General features: G+C 69.9%; 14 protein-coding genes. 10 read left to right on the top strand and 4 right to left on the bottom strand.

Translation table 11 applies throughout. From position 1 onward, the window contains the following. Position 1 precedes the first annotated feature (1 nt). Together valS and ACEYYH_RS11135 are read right to left on the bottom strand one after the other, a co-directional pair. A complete protein-coding gene (valS, locus tag ACEYYH_RS11140; RefSeq protein WP_374974486.1) occupies positions 2-2,602 on the bottom strand; it encodes a valine--tRNA ligase in 2,601 nt (866 codons plus the stop codon). 132 nt (positions 2,603-2,734) lie between these two features. Beyond that, positions 2,735-4,072, bottom strand: a complete 1,338-nt coding sequence (locus tag ACEYYH_RS11135; RefSeq protein WP_374974485.1) for an MFS transporter — start codon at positions 4,070-4,072, stop codon at positions 2,735-2,737. Positions 4,073-4,378: 306 nt separating this feature from the next. Here ACEYYH_RS11135 and ileS point away from each other — a divergent pair, with 306 nt between their 5' ends. From ileS to ndk, 4 genes are read left to right on the top strand one after another with little or no spacing between them, the layout of a single operon-like run. Then, positions 4,379-7,762, top strand: coding sequence for an isoleucine--tRNA ligase (gene ileS, locus ACEYYH_RS11130; protein WP_374974484.1), 3,384 nt, complete (start codon positions 4,379-4,381; stop codon positions 7,760-7,762). After that, positions 7,759-9,108, top strand: a complete 1,350-nt coding sequence (locus tag ACEYYH_RS11125) for a bifunctional folylpolyglutamate synthase/dihydrofolate synthase (protein ID WP_374974483.1) — start codon at positions 7,759-7,761, stop codon at positions 9,106-9,108. The genes ileS and ACEYYH_RS11125 overlap by 4 nt, the downstream gene beginning before the upstream one ends. Before the next feature lie 5 nt (positions 9,109-9,113). Further along, entirely contained in the window at positions 9,114-9,515 is a 402-nt protein-coding gene (locus ACEYYH_RS11120) for a DUF4233 domain-containing protein (RefSeq protein ID WP_374974482.1), read from the top strand. A gap of 37 nt (positions 9,516-9,552) precedes the next feature. Continuing rightward, entirely contained in the window at positions 9,553-9,969 is a 417-nt protein-coding gene (gene ndk, locus ACEYYH_RS11115; RefSeq protein WP_116193233.1) for a nucleoside-diphosphate kinase, read from the top strand. A gap of 48 nt (positions 9,970-10,017) precedes the next feature. Here ndk and ACEYYH_RS11110 read toward each other — a convergent pair whose 3' ends face one another. Beyond that, positions 10,018-10,641 carry a vitamin K epoxide reductase family protein gene (locus ACEYYH_RS11110; RefSeq protein ID WP_374974481.1) on the bottom strand — a complete coding sequence of 208 codons (624 nt, stop codon included), beginning with the start codon at positions 10,639-10,641 and terminating at the stop codon, positions 10,018-10,020. A gap of 344 nt (positions 10,642-10,985) precedes the next feature. On the opposite strand from ACEYYH_RS11110, the gene ACEYYH_RS11105 reads away from it, so the two are divergent. Further along, positions 10,986-13,391 carry an Rne/Rng family ribonuclease gene (locus ACEYYH_RS11105; protein WP_374974480.1) on the top strand — a complete coding sequence of 802 codons (2,406 nt, stop codon included), beginning with the start codon at positions 10,986-10,988 and terminating at the stop codon, positions 13,389-13,391. Between the two features lie 141 nt (positions 13,392-13,532). On the opposite strand, the gene ACEYYH_RS11100 is transcribed toward ACEYYH_RS11105, so the two are convergent. Beyond that, positions 13,533-13,799 carry a DUF4031 domain-containing protein gene (locus ACEYYH_RS11100; protein ID WP_374974479.1) on the bottom strand — a complete coding sequence of 89 codons (267 nt, stop codon included), beginning with the start codon at positions 13,797-13,799 and terminating at the stop codon, positions 13,533-13,535. A gap of 162 nt (positions 13,800-13,961) precedes the next feature. Between ACEYYH_RS11100 and rplU the strand changes: the two genes are divergently transcribed. The 5 genes from rplU to ACEYYH_RS11075 all read left to right on the top strand — a co-directional run bounded on the left by rplU (position 13,962) and on the right by ACEYYH_RS11075 (position 18,255). Beyond that, entirely contained in the window at positions 13,962-14,270 is a 309-nt protein-coding gene (rplU, locus tag ACEYYH_RS11095; RefSeq protein WP_026059456.1) for a 50S ribosomal protein L21, read from the top strand. Positions 14,271-14,288: 18 nt separating this feature from the next. Then, positions 14,289-14,546 (top strand): 50S ribosomal protein L27, encoded by a 258-nt coding sequence (gene rpmA, locus ACEYYH_RS11090; protein ID WP_109211194.1) that lies wholly within the window; start codon positions 14,289-14,291, stop codon positions 14,544-14,546. Between the two features lie 105 nt (positions 14,547-14,651). Next, on the top strand, positions 14,652-16,160 hold the full coding sequence (obgE, locus tag ACEYYH_RS11085; RefSeq protein WP_374974478.1) for a GTPase ObgE: 1,509 nt from the start codon (positions 14,652-14,654) through the stop codon (positions 16,158-16,160). Next, a complete protein-coding gene (proB, locus tag ACEYYH_RS11080; RefSeq protein WP_374974477.1) occupies positions 16,157-16,999 on the top strand; it encodes a glutamate 5-kinase in 843 nt (280 codons plus the stop codon). The genes obgE and proB overlap by 4 nt, the downstream gene beginning before the upstream one ends. After that, the gene (locus ACEYYH_RS11075; RefSeq protein WP_374974476.1) at positions 16,996-18,255 is read left to right on the top strand and encodes a glutamate-5-semialdehyde dehydrogenase; all 1,260 of its coding nucleotides are present in this window, start codon (positions 16,996-16,998) and stop codon (positions 18,253-18,255) included. The genes proB and ACEYYH_RS11075 overlap by 4 nt, the downstream gene beginning before the upstream one ends. Positions 18,256-18,280: the final 25 nt, after the last annotated feature.

Genomic DNA, 18,280 nt, shown 5'->3' with positions numbered 1-18,280 from the left:
GTCAGACCTCCTGAGGAGCGAGTTCCACGCTGTCGATGACGAGCTCGCTCCACCCGTCGAGGAGTTCCAGCTTCTCGATGCGACCGACAGCCCGCAGGTCGCCCTCCGCGAGCCGCAGGTTCGCGATCGTGTGATCTTCGGCACGAATGGTGAGCGATGCCACCGGGGTCTTCTGCGAGGCCTTCGCCTCGGTCTTCGCGCGGCGGATGCCGATCAGCGCCGCACTCACCGCCGCGAGAACGGCGGGGTCGCCCCACTCCTGCTCCGGCGCGACCGGCCAGTCCGCCGTGTGCACCGATCCGTCGTTGAACCACGACCAGGCTTCTTCCGTCGCGAACGCGAGCACCGGAGCCAGAAGCCGCAGCAGTGCCGACATCGCCAGACGCAGCGCGAGTGCGGCGGAAGCCTGCCCCGCGTCGGTCTGGTTGTAGGCACGCTCCTTGACGAGCTCGAGGTAGTCGTCGCAGAACGTCCAGAAGAACGACTCGGTCACCTCGAGAGCACGCGCGTGGTCGTAGTTGTCGAGAGCCTTCGTGGCCTCGCGCACCACGCCGTGCAGGGTGGCGAGCATCGACGCGTCGAGCGCGTGGGTCACCTCGGCGCCCTCGGGCACCGGGAACGACAGCACGAACTTGGCAGCGTTGAGCACCTTGATCGCGAGGCGACGGCCGATCTTCACCTGCGTGGGGTTCTGCGGGTCGAACGCCGCGTCGGTGCCGAGACGGCTCGAGGCGGCCCAATACCGCACCGCGTCCGAGCCGTGCTGCGCGAGGATGTCGGCGGGCGTGACGACGTTGCCCTTCGACTTCGACATCTTCTTGCGGTCGGGGTCCACGATGAAGCCGGAGATGGCTGCATCCGTCCACGGCGCACGATCGTCCTCGAGGGCGCTGCGCAGCAGCGTCGAGAACAGCCACGTGCGGATGATGTCCTGGCCCTGCGGGCGCAGGTCGAACGGGGCGACGAGGTCCCAGAGTTCCGGGTCGCGCTCCCAGCCGCCCGCGAGCTGCGGGGTCAGCGACGAGGTCGCCCAGGTGTCGAAGATGTCGTTCTCACCCTCGAAGCCGCCGGGCACGCCGCGCTGGTCGGCCGTGTAGCCGGCGGGGACGTCGATGGACGGGTCGATCGGCAGCGAGGCGTGGTCGGGCGTGAGCACGCGGTCGTAGTCCCGCTCGCCGTTCTCGTCGAGCGCGTACCAGACGGGGATCGGCACGCCGAAGAAGCGCTGGCGCGAGACGAGCCAGTCGCCGGTGAGGCCGTTGGTCCAGTTCTCGAAGCGCACCCGCATGAAGTCGGGGTGCCACGACATGTCCTTGCCGAGCGCGATGAGCTTGTCGCGCAGCGCCTCGTCGCGCGCGCCGTTGCGGATGTACCACTGGCGCGTCGAGACGATCTCCATCGGACGATCGCCCTTCTCGTAGAACTTCACGACGTGCGTGAAGGGCTTCGGGTCGCCGATCAGCTCGCCGGATTCCTGCAGCAGTTCCACGACGCGCTTCTTGGCGCTGAACACCGTCTTGCCCGCGAGCTCCGCGTACGCCGCCTTGCCGGCATCCGTCTCGATCGCCTGCGGGGCATCAGCCAGCACGCGTCCGTCGAGACCCAGGATCGTGCGGTTGGGCAGCTGCAGCTCACGCCACCACACGACGTCGGTGACGTCGCCGAAGGTGCAGATCATCGCGACGCCCGAGCCCTTGTCGGGCTGGGCCAGCGGGTGCGCGAGCACCGGCACCTCGACGTCGAAGAGCGGCGTGCGCACCGTGGTGCCGAAGAGGGGCTGGTAGCGCTCGTCGTCGGGGTGGGCGACCAGCGCCACGCACGCGGGCAGCAGCTCGGGGCGCGTCGTCTCGATGTGCACGTCGCCCGCGCCATCGGTGCGGTGGAACGCCACGCGGTGGTACGCGGCGGGCTGGTCGCGCTCCTCGAGCTCGGCCTGCGCGATCGCGGTGCGGAAGTCGATGTCCCACATCGTCGGCGCGAGGTCCTGGTACGCCTCGCCGCGCTCGAGGTTCCGCAGGAACGCGCGCTGGCTGGTGCGGATCGTGTCGTCGGAGATGGTGCGGTAGGTCTGGGTCCAGTCGACACTGAGCCCCAGCTGGCGGAAGAGCGCCTCGAAGTGCTTCTCGTCCTCGACGGTGAGCTTCTCGCAGAGCTCGATGAAGTTGCGACGGCTGACCGGCACCTGGTCTGCGGCGCGGCTGGACTTGTTGTCGCCGCCCTCGAACGGCGGGGTGAAGTCGGCGTCGTACGGCAGCGACGGGTCGCAGCGCACGCCGTAGTAGTTCTGCACGCGGCGCTCGGTGGGAAGGCCGTTGTCGTCCCAGCCCATCGGATAGAACACCGTCTTGCCGCGCATGCGCTCGTAGCGCACCTTGAGGTCGGTGTGCGTGAACGAGAAGACGTGCCCGATGTGCAGGCTCCCCGACGCGGTGGGCGGGGGAGTGTCGACCGAGTACACGCCCTCACGGCCGACCTCGACGGCGCGGGCGCGGTCGAACAGATACGTGCCCTGACCGGACCACGCGGCGTCCCACTTCTCTTCGAGTCCCTCGAGCGCGGGCTTGTCCGGGATCTGACCCTGTGCGGGGCGGGCGTCGGTCATGGCGTCTCCTCGAGGCGATATGTGCGGCACTGTGTGAGCGTGCCTGAGTGTGGGATGTCGCTCGATTCTACCCGGGTGCGATGCACCCGGATCGCGGGACGGATGCTGCGGGCCGCAGCATCCGTCCCCCGATCACGCGGTCGCGGTCGCGGTGGCGGGTTCGGTCGCGAGCTCCGGTTCGACGGCGCGGCGTGATGCGAACCACGCGGAGACGAGCGTGATGACGGACATGATCGCGAGGATGACGCCGGGGTGCCACCACGCGAAGCCCGTCGCCACGCCGAGCTCGAACGTCAGGTAGGGCACGAACCCGCTGATCGTCGCGGCCAGGGCATAGGCGAGCGACAGCGCCGAGTAGCGGAATCGGTCCGGGAAGAGGTCGTTCATGAGGCCACCGAGTGCGGCCCACGCCATCGTCGGCAGGATGCCGCCCACGAGCATGGTCGCCACGAGGATCGGGAAGCTCGCGAACTGGAGCAGGAAGTACATCGGGAACGTGATGAGGAGGGTGCCCAGCGCGCCCCACACCACGACGTTCGCGGAGCCGACCCGGCTCGCCCAGGCGCCGAACAGCGGGATGGTGACGAGCTGCAGCAGGCCGCCGATCGTGGTCGCGATGAGCAGGTCCTGGAAGCTGAAGCCGAGCTGCTCCACGCCGTAGTTGACCGTGTAGGTGTTCATCAGCGAGTACGACCCGATGCCGAGCAGAGCCGCGCCGATGGCGATCGCCATGGCTCCGGGGCGCCTCGCGAACATCGTGAGGAACGGGACGCGGTCACGGCGCCCCTCGGCGACGATGCGCTCGAACACCGGCGTCTCGGTGATCGACCACCGCAGGTACAACGACACGAGCAGGAGCGGGACCGCGAGGAGGAACGGGATGCGCCATCCCCACGCGGCGATCTGCTCGGCAGGCAGGACGGCCGTCAGCACGATGAACACGGTGGCGGAGAGGATCGAGCCCACGGGGGAGCCGAGCTGGGGGACCGCAGCGTAGAAGGCGCGCTTGACCGGTCCGGAGTTCTCGGTCGCGATGAGGATCGAGCCGCCCCACTCGCCGCCGAGCGACAGGCCCTGCACGATGCGGAGGAGGATCAGCAGGATCGCTCCGAGCCACCCCGCCTGGGCATAGGTGGGAAGAACGCCGATGAGGCCGGTCGCGACGCCCATGATGGCGACGGTCCACAGGAGCGTTGCGCGCCGGCCGAGCCGGTCGCCCATGTAGCCGAAGATCACGGCGCCGATCGGGCGGACGACGAACGCGAGGGCGATGGTGAGGAACGCCGCGCTGGTCGCGCCGAACTCACCCAGCGGGTCGAAGAAGAGCGGCCCGACGAAGAACGCCGAGAAGTACGCGAACAGGTAGAAGTCGAAGGATTCGAGGGAGGTGCCCACCATCGAGGCCCACGCCACGCGGCGGGTGGGGGCGGATTCGAGGGCGAGCGCGGTGTCGGGTGCTGCTGCGGTCACGGGAGTCGATCTTGGCACGAGTCCAGAAACCCCCGCGGTCGTCTCCGCATTCCCCCTTGCACTCCCACGGTAGAATCGTGGGACCAGCGCGGATCCGGCCATCACCGGGGAGCTCTCGGAAGAACAGGACGCCACGCACGCGGCGTTCCCACTAGAACCGAGCGGGGCAGGCCCGTCACAGCCGCAGTGAAAGCGGGCGGTCGCCTCGGCGCCGTCAATGCAGGGTGGTACCGCGGTACGTCTGGTCACGGATCCAGGCAGTGTCGTCCCCGCAGGAAGCACACGAGCGAGCACCTGCGAGAGAAGATGACCTACCCCCGCCCCTCCGCCTTCGGGCCCGCGGCCGACACCGCGCCGGCCCCCGTCGTTCCGAGCCCCCGCTTCCCCGAGATCGAGCAGGAGACGCTCGCGTTCTGGGAGGCCGACCGCACGTTCCGTGCGTCGATCGATCAGCGCGAGGGCGCCGAGGAGTGGGTGTTCTACGACGGCCCGCCCTTCGCGAACGGCCTCCCGCACTACGGTCACCTCCTCACCGGCTACGCGAAGGACGTCTTCCCGCGCTTCCAGACGATGCGCGGCAAGAAGGTCGACCGCGTCTTCGGCTGGGACACGCACGGCCTTCCCGCCGAGCTCGAGGCCATGAAGCAGCTTGGCATCACCGAGAAGAGCGAGATCGAGGCGATGGGCATCGCCACGTTCAACGCGAAGTCGCGGGAGTCGGTGCTGGCCTACACGCGTGAGTGGGAGGACTACGTCACGCGTCAGGCGCGGTGGGTCGACTTCGAGCGCGGCTACAAGACGCTCGACCTCACGTACATGGAATCCGTGCTGTGGGCGTTCAAGACGATCCACGACAAGGGTCTCGCGTACGAGGGTCACCGCGTGCTGCCGTACTGCTGGCGCGACGAGACGCCGCTGTCGGCGCACGAGCTGCGCATGGACGACGACGTCTACAAGATGCGCCAGGACCCTTCGGTCACCGTCACATTCCCGCTGGTGGGCGCCAAGGCAGAGGCGCTCGGTCTCACCGCGGTACGCGCCCTCGCGTGGACGACCACCCCGTGGACCCTGCCGACCAACCTCGCCCTCGCCGTCGGCCCCGACATCCGCTACGTCGTGGTGCCGGGCGGGCCGAACGGCGCCGCGGACGTGCACCGCGACGACGAGCATGCGGAAGCCGAGTCGCACCGCTACCTCCTCGCCGAGGAGCTGCTCGCCGGCTACGCCAAGGACCTCGGCTACGCCTCCGCTGAGGCCGCGCGTGAGGCCGTCGAACAGACGATCGTCGGCTCCGAGCTCGAGGACGTCGCCTACGACCGCCTGTTCGACTATTACGCGGATGCCTCGATCTGGCGCACGCAGAACGCCTGGCGCATCCTCGTCGACGACTACGTCACGACCGGCGACGGCACCGGCATCGTCCACCAGGCTCCGGCCTTCGGTGAGGACGACCAGCGGGTGACCGAGGCCGCGGGCATCCCGCTCATCATGAGCCTCGACGACGGCGGGCGCTTCCTCCCGCAGGTGACGGACGTCGCCGGCGAGCTCTGGATGGATGCGAACCGTCCGCTCATCCGCCTGCTGAAACAGGACGGGCGCCTCCTGCGGGAGGCGAGCTACGAGCACTCGTACCCGCACTGCTGGCGTTGCCGGAACCCCCTCATCTACCGCGCCGTCTCGAGCTGGTTCGTGCGCGTCACCGACATCAAGGACCGCATGCTCGCGGGCAACGAGCAGATCACCTGGGTGCCCGAGAACGTCAAGCACGGCCAGTTCGGCAAGTGGCTCGAGGGCGCGCGCGACTGGTCGATCAGCCGCAACCGCTACTGGGGCTCGCCGATCCCGGTGTGGAAGAGCGACGACCCGGAGCACCCCCGTGTCGACGTCTACGGCTCCCTCGAGGAGCTCGAGCGCGACTTCGGGCGCCTTCCCCGCAACGCGGAGGGCGAGGTCGACCTCCACCGCCCGTACATCGACGACCTCACCCGCCCGAACCCGGACGACCCGACGGGCAAGAGCACGATGCGCCGCATCGAGGACGTCTTCGACGTGTGGTTCGACTCGGGCTCGATGCCGTACGCGCAGGTGCACTACCCGTTCGAGAACCAGCAGTGGTTCGACGAGCACTCGCCGGCGGACTTCATCGTCGAGTACATCGGGCAGACGCGCGGCTGGTTCTACGTCATGCACGTGCTCTCGACGGCGCTGTTCGATCGCCCCGCCTTCACCGGGGTGTCGTGCCACGGCATCGTTCTGGGCAGCGACGGCTTGAAGATGTCCAAGTCGCTGCGCAATTACCCCGACGTCAGCGAGGTCTTCGACCGCGACGGATCAGATGCGATGCGCTGGTTCCTGATGTCGAGCTCGGTGCTGCGCGGCGGCAACCTCATCGTCACCGAGGAGGGCATCCGCGCGGGCGTCCGCGAGTTCCTGCTGCCGGTCTGGAACGCGTGGTACTTCTTCGCGACCTACGCCAACGCCGCAGGCGGCGCCGGTGGCGAGGGCTACCAGGCGTCGTGGCGCACCGACTCGACCGACGTGCTCGACCGCTACATCCTGGCGCTCACGGGCGACCTGGTGCGCGACGTGGCCGCCGACCTCGAGGCGCTCGACTCGACGCTGGCGGCGGCGAAGCTGCGTGACTTCGCGGAGGCGCTGACCAACTGGTACATCCGCCGTTCACGCGACCGGTTCTGGGTCGGCGTGTCCGAGGATCCGAAGAGCCGCGAGGCCTTCGACACGCTGTACACGGTGCTCGAGACCCTCACCCGCGTGTCAGCGCCCCTCATCCCGCTGGTCTCCGAGAAGGTCTGGCAGGGCCTCACCGGCGGACGCAGCGTCCACCTCCAGGACTGGCCCGACGCCGACGCCTTCCCGGCTGCCGACGACATCCGCGCCGCGATGGACGCCGTCCGCGAGGCATCCAGCGTGGCCAACGCGCTGCGCAAGAAGGAGGGCCGTCGCGTGCGCCTGCCGCTTCCCACCCTGACGGTGGCGGTTCCGGATGCTGCGTCCCTCGCGCAGTTCGAGGGCATCCTGCGCGACGAGCTCAACGTGAAGTCGGTCGAGCTCATCGAACTGGGCGACGACGTCTCGGAGCGCTACGGCATCAGCAAGCGCCTCACCGTGAACGCGCGCGCCGCGGGACCGCGCCTGGGCAAGCAGGTCCAGCATGTGATCGCGGGCGCCAAGGCGGGCGTGTGGGAGCAGCGCGACGGTGTCGTGGTCGTCGACGGCCTCGCCCTGGAGCCGGGGGAGTACGATCTCACGCTCGAGGCAGGCGGCGTCGCCGAGGGCACGGCGATCTCGCTCCTGGCAGGCGAAGGCTTCGTGCTGCTCGACACCACCACGACGCCTGAGCTCGAGGCGGAGGGCCTGGCTCGTGACGTGATCCGCGCCGTCCAGGACACCCGCAAATCCGCCGGTTTCGACGTCAGCGACCGCATCCGCCTCGGCCTCCTCTTCGATGACGACGCCGACGGCGAGGCCGTCGCCGCCGCCTTCGACGTCGCCGATGTGGCGGGCGAGACGCTCGCCCTCGCACACACCGTGCGGACCCGAGCGGCCGAGCTCGCAGCATCCGGTGATTCCGAGACCGCAATCGAATACGAGGCGGTGGTCGACGCGGGAACCTATGCCAACCGCGGAGCCTTCACCGTCTCGGTCGGCAGGACGGGAGTCCAGGCATGAGCGATCGCGACCGGCAGCGCGCCGACGCCGTCTACGAGGCACTCCTCGAGCGCCAGGGGGAGCGGTGGGTGCAGCCCCGCGTGGAGCGCACGAAGCGGGTGCTCGAGCTGCTGGACGACCCGCAGAAGACGTACCGCGTCGTCCATGTGACGGGCACCAACGGGAAGACGTCGACCAGCCGCATGATCGAGAGCCTCGTGCGCGCGCACGGGCTGCGCACCGGCCTGTTCACCAGTCCCCACCTCGAGCGGTTCACCGAGCGGATCATGGTCGACGGCGAGCCGATCGACGATGCCGCGGTCGCCGACGCGTGGGACGAGATCGCACCCGTCGTCGATCTGGTCGACGCCGAACTCGCCGCGAGCGACGATGCCGCTCTCACGTTCTTCGAGCTGCTCACGGTGCTCGCGTTCGTCGCCTTCGCCGACGCGCCGATCGACGTGCTCGTGCTCGAGGTCGGCATGGGCGGGTCGTGGGACTCCACGAACACCGCCGACGGCGACGTGGCGGTGTTCGCCCCGATCGACCTCGACCACGCGGACCGTCTCGGCGACACGATCGCCGAGATCGCGAGCGTCAAGGCGGGCATCATCAAGGACGGGGCCGCGGTCGTCTCGGCACGGCAGGATGCCGCCGCCGAGGCGGTGCTCCGCGACGCCGCCGCCGCGCGGGGCGCCTCGATCGCCTTCGAGGGCGCCGAGTTCGCGCTCGCCGAGCAGCGACTCGCCGTCGGCGGACAGCAGATCACCGTGCGCGGCCTCGCCGGCACGTATGAAGGCGAGTACCTGCCGCTCTACGGGGCGCACCAGGGCTTCAACGCGGCTCTCGCGATCGCCGCGGTCGAGTCGCTCGTGGGCGGTGCATCCCAGCCGATCGCCGGAGACGTGCTGGCGGACGGCCTTGGCGGGGTGACCTCGCCCGGACGCCTCCAGCTCGTCGGCGCCGCGCCGACCGTGCTCGTCGACGCGGCCCACAACCCGCACGGCGCCCGAGCCCTCGTGACCGCCCTGCGGGAGGCGTTCGACTTCGACGAGTGGGGCGTCGTGCTCGGAGTGCTCTCCGACAAGGACGCCGCCGGGATCGTCGCGGAGCTCGCCCCCGTGGCGGCGCACGTGTTCGCCACCGCTCCCGACTCCGATCGCGCGGAGGACGCGGACGCGATCGCCGACCTCGCCGAGGCGCACGATCTGCGGGTCTCCGTGCACCGCGACCTCGCCGACGCCGCGGAGGCGGCGCGCGCGTGGGCCGCAGCATCCGATCGGCGCGCCGTCGTGATCGCGGGATCGGTCGTGCTCGCGGGCGAGGCCCTCGCCCTCGCGGCCGACGAGGACTGGAAGGCGGGGTGAAACGCGTGACCGACGCGAAGCCGCCGAAGCCCCGTCGCCCGCGCGGTGCGGCGGAGTCGCTGGCCACGATCGTGCTCGGCTTCGAGTCGATCGTCGTCTTCCTCGGGGGCCTCGTCGTATACGGGCTCAAGGCGCTGCCCGCCTCGATCGCGCCGTGGTGGGGCATCGTCGCCGGCGCCGTGGTGGCGCTGCTGATGATCCTCACGACTCGCGTGGTGCGCTACCGCTGGGGGATCGTGCTCGGCTGGGCGCTGCAGGCGATCGTCCTGCTCGGCGCATTCCTCGTACCCGCGCTCGCGGTCGTCGCGCTCATTTTCGGCGGCATGTACGGGTATGCGACGATCAAGGGGGCCGCTCTCGACCGGCGCAACGCGCGCCTCGCAGCCCAATCTCCCGAAGAGCACTGACTCCTCCCCACGCCTGATCCGTAACGAAAGGTCCCGCATGCCCATCGAAGAGACCCTCGTCCTCGTCAAGCCCGACGGTGTCGCCCGCGGCCTCACCGGCGCGATCCTCGCCCGCATCGAGGCGAAGGGATACGCCCTCGTCGACATCCGCCTCGTGGAGCCCGACCGCGAGACCCTCGAGCGCCACTACGCGGAGCACGAGGGCAAGCCGTTCTACGAACCGCTGCTCGAGTTCATGATGTCGGGCCCGTCGGTCGCGATCCGTCTCGCCGGCAACCGCGTGATCGAGGGGTTCCGCTCGCTCGCGGGCACGACCGACCCCACGACCGCCGCCCCGGGAACGGTCCGAGGCGACTACGGCCGCGACTGGGGTCTGAAGGTGCAGCAGAACCTGGTGCACGGCTCCGACAGCCCCGAGTCCGCCGCGCGCGAACTCGAGATCTGGTTCGGCTGAGCGCTCCGTCGGCTGACCTCGGGAACGTCCGTCGGGCCGATCCCGAGGTCAGCCGAACAGTGTCTGCCAGATGTTGACGACCGCGTTCATCTCGAGCTGCGCCAGCAGCAGGATGATCGCGTAGCTGACGATCGCCGCCAGCGGCACCCAGACCATCAGGCGGTCGGCCACGTCACGGACCCGATCGGATGCCGGGACCAACCCGGCCCGGAGCATGTGCAACGTCACCGCGTAGAAGGTCGGAATCGTGACGGCCCACGTCACCATGCACCACGGGCACAGCGTGTGCAGGTTCGGTGCGTAGATGCTCTGGCTGATGAGCCAGATCACGAAACCGAACGCGAACGCGATGCCGGCCCAGAAGCACCACCAGAACCAGCGGGCGAAGCGGGCGCGAGCCAGGATCGCCATGCCGACGACGATGGGCGCAGCCCATCCCGTGAGGCCGAGGATCGGGTTGGGGAAGCCGAACACGCTGCCCTGCCATGAATCGAGGTTCGCGCTGCACTGCACCAGCACGCTCAGATCGCACGACGCGATCGCGTCGGGGTTCGCCAGCTTCTCGATCTTCTCGACCGTGAGCGAGAAGGCCGCCCACCACCCGATCACGCCCGCGATCACGAGCCATACGGCGAGTCCGGACGGCCGGGTGTGGGTCTGCTGCTCGGGCATGCCTCGGATTATGGCACCGAGATCTGCACGGATGCCGCACCCCCGCGCCGTGGCAAATCGCCGATGCGCGGCGTGGGGAAGGCGCGGTCACGGGGCGAATGGGCATTCTGGCGGGGGAAGTGCGATAATGGGGGTCGATGACTCACGGCCGCGCCGTGGCGATCATCACCAGAAGACTTCAGGGCGACGAATGCCCTTGGCAGCGCGAGCATCCGCCTAGCGCCGGACGACCGCTGCAGACCGAGTGAGTTCGCGGCAACGCCCCGTCCAATGGGGCATGGGCGGCGCTGCACGAGATTTCGCCGGGCGACGCGCGGTGTCGCCCCGCTAGGAGTACGCCAGTGATGGCTGATGGAACCGATGCAGAATTCACCCCTCAGACCGAACAGGACGCAGCGCTGACGCCCGCGGGCGACGAAGCGACGCCCGCGGATCACGCGGATTCGCCGGTCGAGGAGCCGCAGGAGGCCGCCGAGGCCTCCGCGCACGCTGAGGAGAGCCCGGCCGAGGGCGCCGTCGAGGCCCCCTCGGCAGCCACCACGGCAGAGGCCCCGGCGCAACCCGGCGCCGAGGCGACTCCCGAGCCCGCCGAAGAGGCCGCCCCGGCCGAAGCGTCGCCCGAGGCCCCTGCAGAGCCCGAGGCCCCTGCAGAGCCCGAGGCCCCTGCAGAGCCCGAGGCCCCTGCAGAGCCCGAGGCCGTGACCGCGGTGACCCTGGGGCTGCTGCCCGAGGTCTTCGTGTCGGCGGTGTCGACGCAGCTGATGTTCTACGCGCCCGAGATCACGCCGCTTCCCGCGCGCCCGGGCCGCCCACAGCCGGAGGCGGAGCCCGAGGCCGCGGCGCCGTCCACCACCTCGCGCCGCCGCAGCCGTCGCCGCGGCGAAGGCCGGGACGAGGCATCCGCTCCGTCCGAGCCGTCGCAGCCCCGTCAGCGTGCCGTCGAGCTCATCACCGAGCCGCAGCGCATCAAGGGCTCGACCCGGCTCGAGGCCAAGAAGCAGCGCCGCCGCGATGGTCGCGAGGCCGGCCGCCGCCGTGCGGTGGTGACCGAGGCGGAGTTCCTCGCCCGTCGTGAGGCTGTCGACCGCGACATGATCGTGCGCTCGCGCAACGGCCGCATCCAGATCGCGGTGCTCGAAGACAACGTGCTCGTCGAGCACTACGTCGCCCGCAACCAGGACGCGTCGCTCATCGGCAACGTCTACCTCGGCCGCGTCCAGAACGTCCTGCCGAGCATGGAGGCCGCCTTCGTCGACATCGGCCGGGGCCGCAACGCGGTGCTGTACTCGGGCGAGGTCGATTGGGACGTCGTCGAGACCGGCAACCAGCCCCGGCGGATCGAGCTCGCCCTCAAGACCGGTGACCGCGTGCTCGTTCAGGTCACGAAGGATCCGGTCGGGCACAAGGGCGCGCGCCTCACAAGCCAGATCTCGCTCCCCGGTCGATACCTCGTATACGTGCCGGGCGGCAACATGAACGGCATCTCGCGCAAGCTTCCCGACACCGAGCGCGCCCGCCTCAAGAAGATCCTCAAGGAGGTGCTGCCCGAGTCGTCCGGCGTCATCGTCCGCACGGCCGCCGAAGGCGCCACCGAGGACCAGCTGACGCGCGATGTGCAGCGCCTCACGAATCAGTGGGAGCACATCTCGAAGCAGATCGAGACCATCCAGGCGCCCGCGCTGCTGCACTCGGAGCCCGACCTCCTGGTCAAGATCGTCCGCGACGTGTTCAACGAGGACTTCTCGAAGATGCTCATCCAGGGCGACGACGCGCATCACACGATCTCGAAGTACCTCGAGTCCGTCGCGCCCGACCTCCTCGAGCGCGTCGAGCGCTACGAAGGCGAGCACGACCCGTTCGACGTCTTCCGCGTCACCGAGCAGATCGAGAAGGCCCTCGACCGCAAGGTGTGGCTGCCCTCGGGCGGCTCGCTGGTCATCGACCGCACCGAGGCGATGACCGTGGTCGACGTCAACACCGGGAAGTTCGTCGGCTCGGGCGGCAACCTCGAAGAGACCGTCACGAAGAACAATCTCGAGGCCGCCGAGGAGATCGTCCGCCAGCTGCGCCTGCGCGACATCGGGGGCATCATCGTCGTCGACTTCATCGACATGGTGCTCGAGTCGAACCGCGACCTCGTGCTGCGGCGTCTCGTCGAATGCCTGAGCCGCGACCGGACGAAGCACCAGGTCGCCGAGGTCACCTCGCTCGGTCTGGTCCAGATGACACGCAAGAAGCTCGGACTGGGCCTCTTGGAGACCTTCAGCGAGGCCTGCGAGGTCTGCGCGGGTCGCGGCTTGATCGTGCACCACGACCCGGTCGTCAAGCACCGGGTGCCCGCCGCCGGCGGCGCGCCCTCGTCCGGTCGCCGCCCGCGCGGCGGCACCCCGGCGCCCGCGACCGGGAGCGGCTCGAACGGCACGCACGTGATCACAGAGGGTGTGAAGTCGGCGCTCGCGCAGATCGCGGCATCCACCATCCACCACAGCGAAGATGCGCCGCACGTCGAGCCGGAGCCCACCGTCGAGCAGGCTCCCGTCGAGCGTCCGAAGAAGCCGCGCAAGAAGCGGCAGGATTCCGGCGCCAAGAACGCGAAGAAGGAGACCCGCACCGAGAAGGATCTCCTCCTCGACTCGGTGCTGAACGCCCTACCCGAGCCCAAGGCGCCGGGACAGGGTCGGTCCCGTCGTCGCGTGACCACCGCGGCGCTCACGGGCACCCCGGTGCCCCACACGCCCTCGGAGGACTGAGCGTGCTGCGCCGCCCCGGCTCCGGCCCGGGCGGCGCAGTCTCTGTCGGCTGCCGCGCTCACGCGGGTGAGCCACGCCATCCGCGCGTTCGAAGGGCCGGGCCGCGCGCCCGATGTGCTCGAGCTGTAGTCGGCTCCTGAATCAGTGGCGGTCGCGACCTCGCACCCGGAGTCCGGAGGCGATGAGTCGCCGCACCAGCTCGTGCCCGCTCACGTGGAGGGCGCCGGCGGCGACCAGGCGCGCGTGCGCCTCTTCGGGGACGTCGTAGTGATCGAGGTCGAATCCGCGCGCGGGGATGCCGTTCGCGGCGGCGAACGCGTGAAGCTCCTCGAGATCGGTGTCGGTCACCAGGTGCGCCCACAGCCGACCGTGCGCCGGCCAGAGAGGATCGTCGATCAGGATCGCCACGTGCAGATCCTACGCACTGGTGGCGCGACACGGCCCGGCGCGCTTTCGCGGAGCGTTCCGGCATCTGGTAAAGTAGACCCTTGGTGCGTCGAGATATCCGCACCAAGTCTTGGTTGACGTCCCCGAGTGCGTGCGCGCGCTCCCAGAAGAAACAGGTGTGAAGTGGTTTACGCAGTTGTGCGCGCCGGCGGCCGGCAGGAGAAGGTCGAGGTCGGCACGATCGTCGTCCTCGACCGCCAGGCGGCGAAGATCGGCGACAAGATCGAGCTCCCCGCGGTGCTCTTCGTCGACGGTGACACCGTCACGACCGATGCCGACAAGCTCGCGAAGGTCACCGTGACCGCCGAGGTGCTCGGTGAGGAGCGCGGCCCGAAGATCGTGATCCAGAAGTTCAAGAACAAGACCGGCTACAAGAAGCGCCAGGGGCACCGTCAGGACCTCACGCGCGTCAAGGTCACCGGCATCAAGTAAGCCACAGGAGACGCAGAGATGGCACACAAAAAGGGCGCAAGCTCCACCCGCAACGGTCGTGACTCCAACGCTCAGCGCCTCGGCGTGAAGCGTTTCGGCGGCCAGGCCGTCAACGCCGGCGAGATCCTCGTCCGCCAGCGTGGCACGCACTTCCACCCCGGCGCCAACGTCGGCCGCGGTGGCGACGACACGCTGTTCGCGCTGGCCGCGGGCGCTGTCGAGTTCGGCCACAAGGGCGGCCGCAAGGTCGTCAACGTCGTGGCGGTCGCGGAGTAATCCAGCGAGTCGCACGGACTTCCGGAAGGGGCGGGCTTCGGCTCGCCCCTTCCCTTTATCCCTCTCCCGGCACGCCGGGAGACCTGAAGACCTGAGGGGGACCGCATGGTCACGTTCGTCGATCGGGTGACGCTTCACCTGCGCGCCGGCAAGGGTGGCAACGGCTGCGTGTCGGTCAAGCGCGAGAAGTTCAAGCCGCTCGCCGGACCCGACGGCGGCAACGGCGGTCACGGCGGCGACGTCGTGCTCGTCGCCGACCCGCAGGTCACGACGCTGCTGTCGTACCACCACTCGCCGCACCGCTCCAGCGGCAACGGCGGCTTCGGCATGGGCGATCACCGGTCGGGCGCAGCGGGCGAGCCGCTCGAGCTGCCCGTCCCCGTCGGCACCGTCGTGAAGGACGCCTCGGGCGAGGTCCTCGTCGACATGATCGAGCCGGGCATGCGCTTCGTCGCCGCCCCCGGTGGTCTCGGCGGGCTCGGCAACGCCGCCCTCGCGAACCCCAAGCGCAAGGCGCCGGGCTTCGCGCTGCTCGGCACACCCGGCTGGGAGGGCGACGTCCTCCTCGAGCTGAAGACCGTCGCCGACGTCGCGCTCGTCGGCTTCCCCTCGGCGGGCAAGTCGAGCCTCATCGCCGCGATCTCCGCCGCGCGACCCAAGATCGCCGAGTACCCGTTCACCACGCTCCACCCGAACCTCGGCGTCGTTCAGGCGGGGGAGCAGCGCTTCACCGTCGCCGACGTGCCCGGCCTCATCGAGGGCGCGAGCGAGGGCAAGGGCCTGGGTCTGGAGTTCCTCCGCCACGTCGAGCGCTGCACGGCACTGGTCCACGTCCTCGACTGCGCGACGCTCGAGCCGGGCCGTGACCCGCTCAGCGACCTCGACGTCATCCTCGCCGAGCTCGCCGCCTACCCCGTGCCCGACGGGCAGCTCCCGCTGCTCGAGCGTCCCCAGCTGGTGGCGCTCAACAAGGTCGACGTCCCGGAGGCGAAGGATCTCGCCGACCTCGTGCGTCCCGATCTCGAGGCGCGCGGCTTCCGGGTGTTCGAGATCTCGACCGTGAGTCACGAAGGACTCCGGCAGCTCACGTTCGCGCTGGGCGACATCGTCGCGAAGCACCGCTCCGAGCAGGCTGCCGCGCCCGCACCAGAGCGCATCGTCATCCGGCCGAAGGGCTCGGAGAAGGAGTTCTCGGTCCGCGTCGAAGGTGGCACCTACGGCAACATCTACCGCATCCTGGGCGACAAGCCGCTCAAGTGGGTGCAGCAGACCGACTTCCAGAACGAGGAGGCCGTCGGGTACCTCGGCGACCGTCTCGAGAAGCTCGGCGTCGAGGACGAGCTGTTCCGCGCGGGTGCCACGCCCGGCGCCACCGTCGTCATCGGCGAGGGTGACGGCATCGTCTTCGACTGGGAGCCCTCGATCGCTTCCCACGCCGAGCTGATGACCGCGCCCCGCGGAACCGACCCGCGCCTCCTGCGCGACAACCGCCGCACGACGTCGGAGCGTCGCGAGCGGTATCACGACATGATGGACGCCAAGGCCGAGGCACGCGCCGAGCTGGAGGCGGAGCGGATCGCCGAGCGCTACCGCGTCGGGGAGGACGACGAGTGAGCGCGCGGGAGCGCAGCGACCTCCCGTTCGCCCGCCGCGTCGTCGTCAAAGTCGGGTCCTCTTCGATCAGCGGCGACAACGCCCACAAGATCAAGCCGATCGTCGATGCCCTCGCCGCCGCCCACGGACGCGGCACCGAGGTCGTGCTCGTCTCCTCCGGCGCCATCGCGACGGGGATGCCCTACCTGCTCCTCGACGAGCGCCCGAGCGACCTCGCGACACAGCAGGCCGCGGCGGCGGTCGGCCAGAACGTGCTCATCTACCGGTATCAGGAGTCGCTGCGGCCGTTCCGCATCGTCGCCGGCCAGGTGCTCCTGACCGCGGGCGACCTCGAGAACGCGACGCACCGCTCCAACGCGCGCCGCGCCATGGAGCGGCTCCTGGGCCTGCGCATCCTCCCGATCGTCAACGAGAACGACACCGTCGCGACGCACGAGATCCGCTTCGGTGACAACGACCGGCTCGCCGCCCTCGTCGCTCAGCTGATCGGGGCGGACGCCCTCGTACTGCTGAGCGACATCGAGTGCCTGTACACGCGTCCGCCGGACGAGCCAGGCGCGCTGCCGATCCCGCGTGTCATGTACGGCGAGGACCTGCACGGCTTCGAGTTCGGCTCGGTCGTGGTCAACAGCGTCGGCACCGGGGGAGCGGCCACCAAGGTCTCGGCCGCGCGGCTGGCCGCGGCATCCGGAATCGGGGTGCTCGTCACGAGCGCGGACCTCGTCGGCGAAGCGCTGTCCGGCGAAGAGATCGGCACGTGGTTCCAGCCCAACCCCGAGCCCACGGCGCCCGCCGCGACGGGTCCGGTGCGCACCGCGGTCGATACACTGGGCGGATGACCACCACCGCCACGACGGCACGCGAACGGATGCTGCTCGCCAAGGACGCTGCGCGCAGCATCGGCCTCCTCGGCGATGACGCGAAGCGCGAAGCGCTCCTCGCGATCGCGGACGCCATCGAGGCCGCGACACCGGAGATCGTGGCGGCCAACGCGGATGACCTCCGTCGCGGTACCGAGAGCGGACTCTCGACCGCGCTGCAGGACCGCCTGCGCCTCGACGAGCCGCGGGTCGCATCCCTCGCCGCGGCGGTGCGCGAGATCGCAGCCCTGCCTGATCCGGTCGGCCGGGTCCTCGACGAGAGGACGCTGGCGAACGGCGTATCGCTCACCAAGGTCGCCGTCCCGTTCGGTGTGGTGGGCTCCATCTACGAAGCTCGGCCCAATGTCACCGTCGACATCGCCGCCCTCGCCCTCCGCTCGGGCAACGCTGTCGTCCTCCGGGGCGGGACGGCCGCCGAGCACACCAACGCGGCCCTGGTGCGCGCGATGCGGGGCGCACTGGTCGAGCGGGGCATCGACCCGGAGGCCATCCAGACCGTGGACGAGTTCGGCCGCGAGGGAGCCCGCGAACTGATGCACGCACGCGGCATCGTCGATGTGCTCGTTCCCCGCGGCAGCGCGCAGCTGATCGAGACGGTGGTGACCGAGTCCTCGGTCCCCGTCATCGAGACCGGCGCGGGCGTCGTGCACATCGTCCTCGACGAGACCGCACCCCTCGACTGGGCCCGCGACATCGTGGTCAACGCCAAGACCCAGCGGCCGAGCGTGTGCAACGCGGTCGAGACCGTCCTGGTGCACCGCGGCGCCGCCGACCGCCTCGTCGGTCCCGTCGTGGCCGCCTTGCAACAGAGCGGCGTCACGGTCCACGGCGACCAGACCGTCGAGCGTCTCGCGGCGGGCGTCACCCCCGCGACCGACGAGGACTGGGCGACCGAGTACTTGAGCCTCGACCTCGCGATGCGCGTCGTCGACGACCTGGACGACGCGCTCGAGCACATCCGCCGATACTCGACCCACCACACCGAGTCGATCGTGACCCAGGATGCCGCCAACGAGGCCCGATTCCTCGCCGAGGTGGATTCGGCCGTGGTGATGGCCAACACGTCGACGCGGTTCACCGACGGCGGTGAGTTCGGCTTCGGCGCCGAGGTCGGCATCTCCACGCAGAAACTGCACGCCCGTGGCCCCATGGGACTCGCTGAGCTCACGAGTTCGAAGTGGCTCGCGCGGGGTGCCGGGCAGGTCCGCGCGTAACGGAATAGACTTGAGCAGTCCTGCG

It is taken from the genome of Microbacterium trichothecenolyticum, from assembly GCF_041938625.1.
GTDB classification, from domain to species: domain Bacteria; phylum Actinomycetota; class Actinomycetes; order Actinomycetales; family Microbacteriaceae; genus Microbacterium; species Microbacterium trichothecenolyticum_D.
This window is presented reverse-complemented; position numbering and strand designations above follow the sequence as displayed.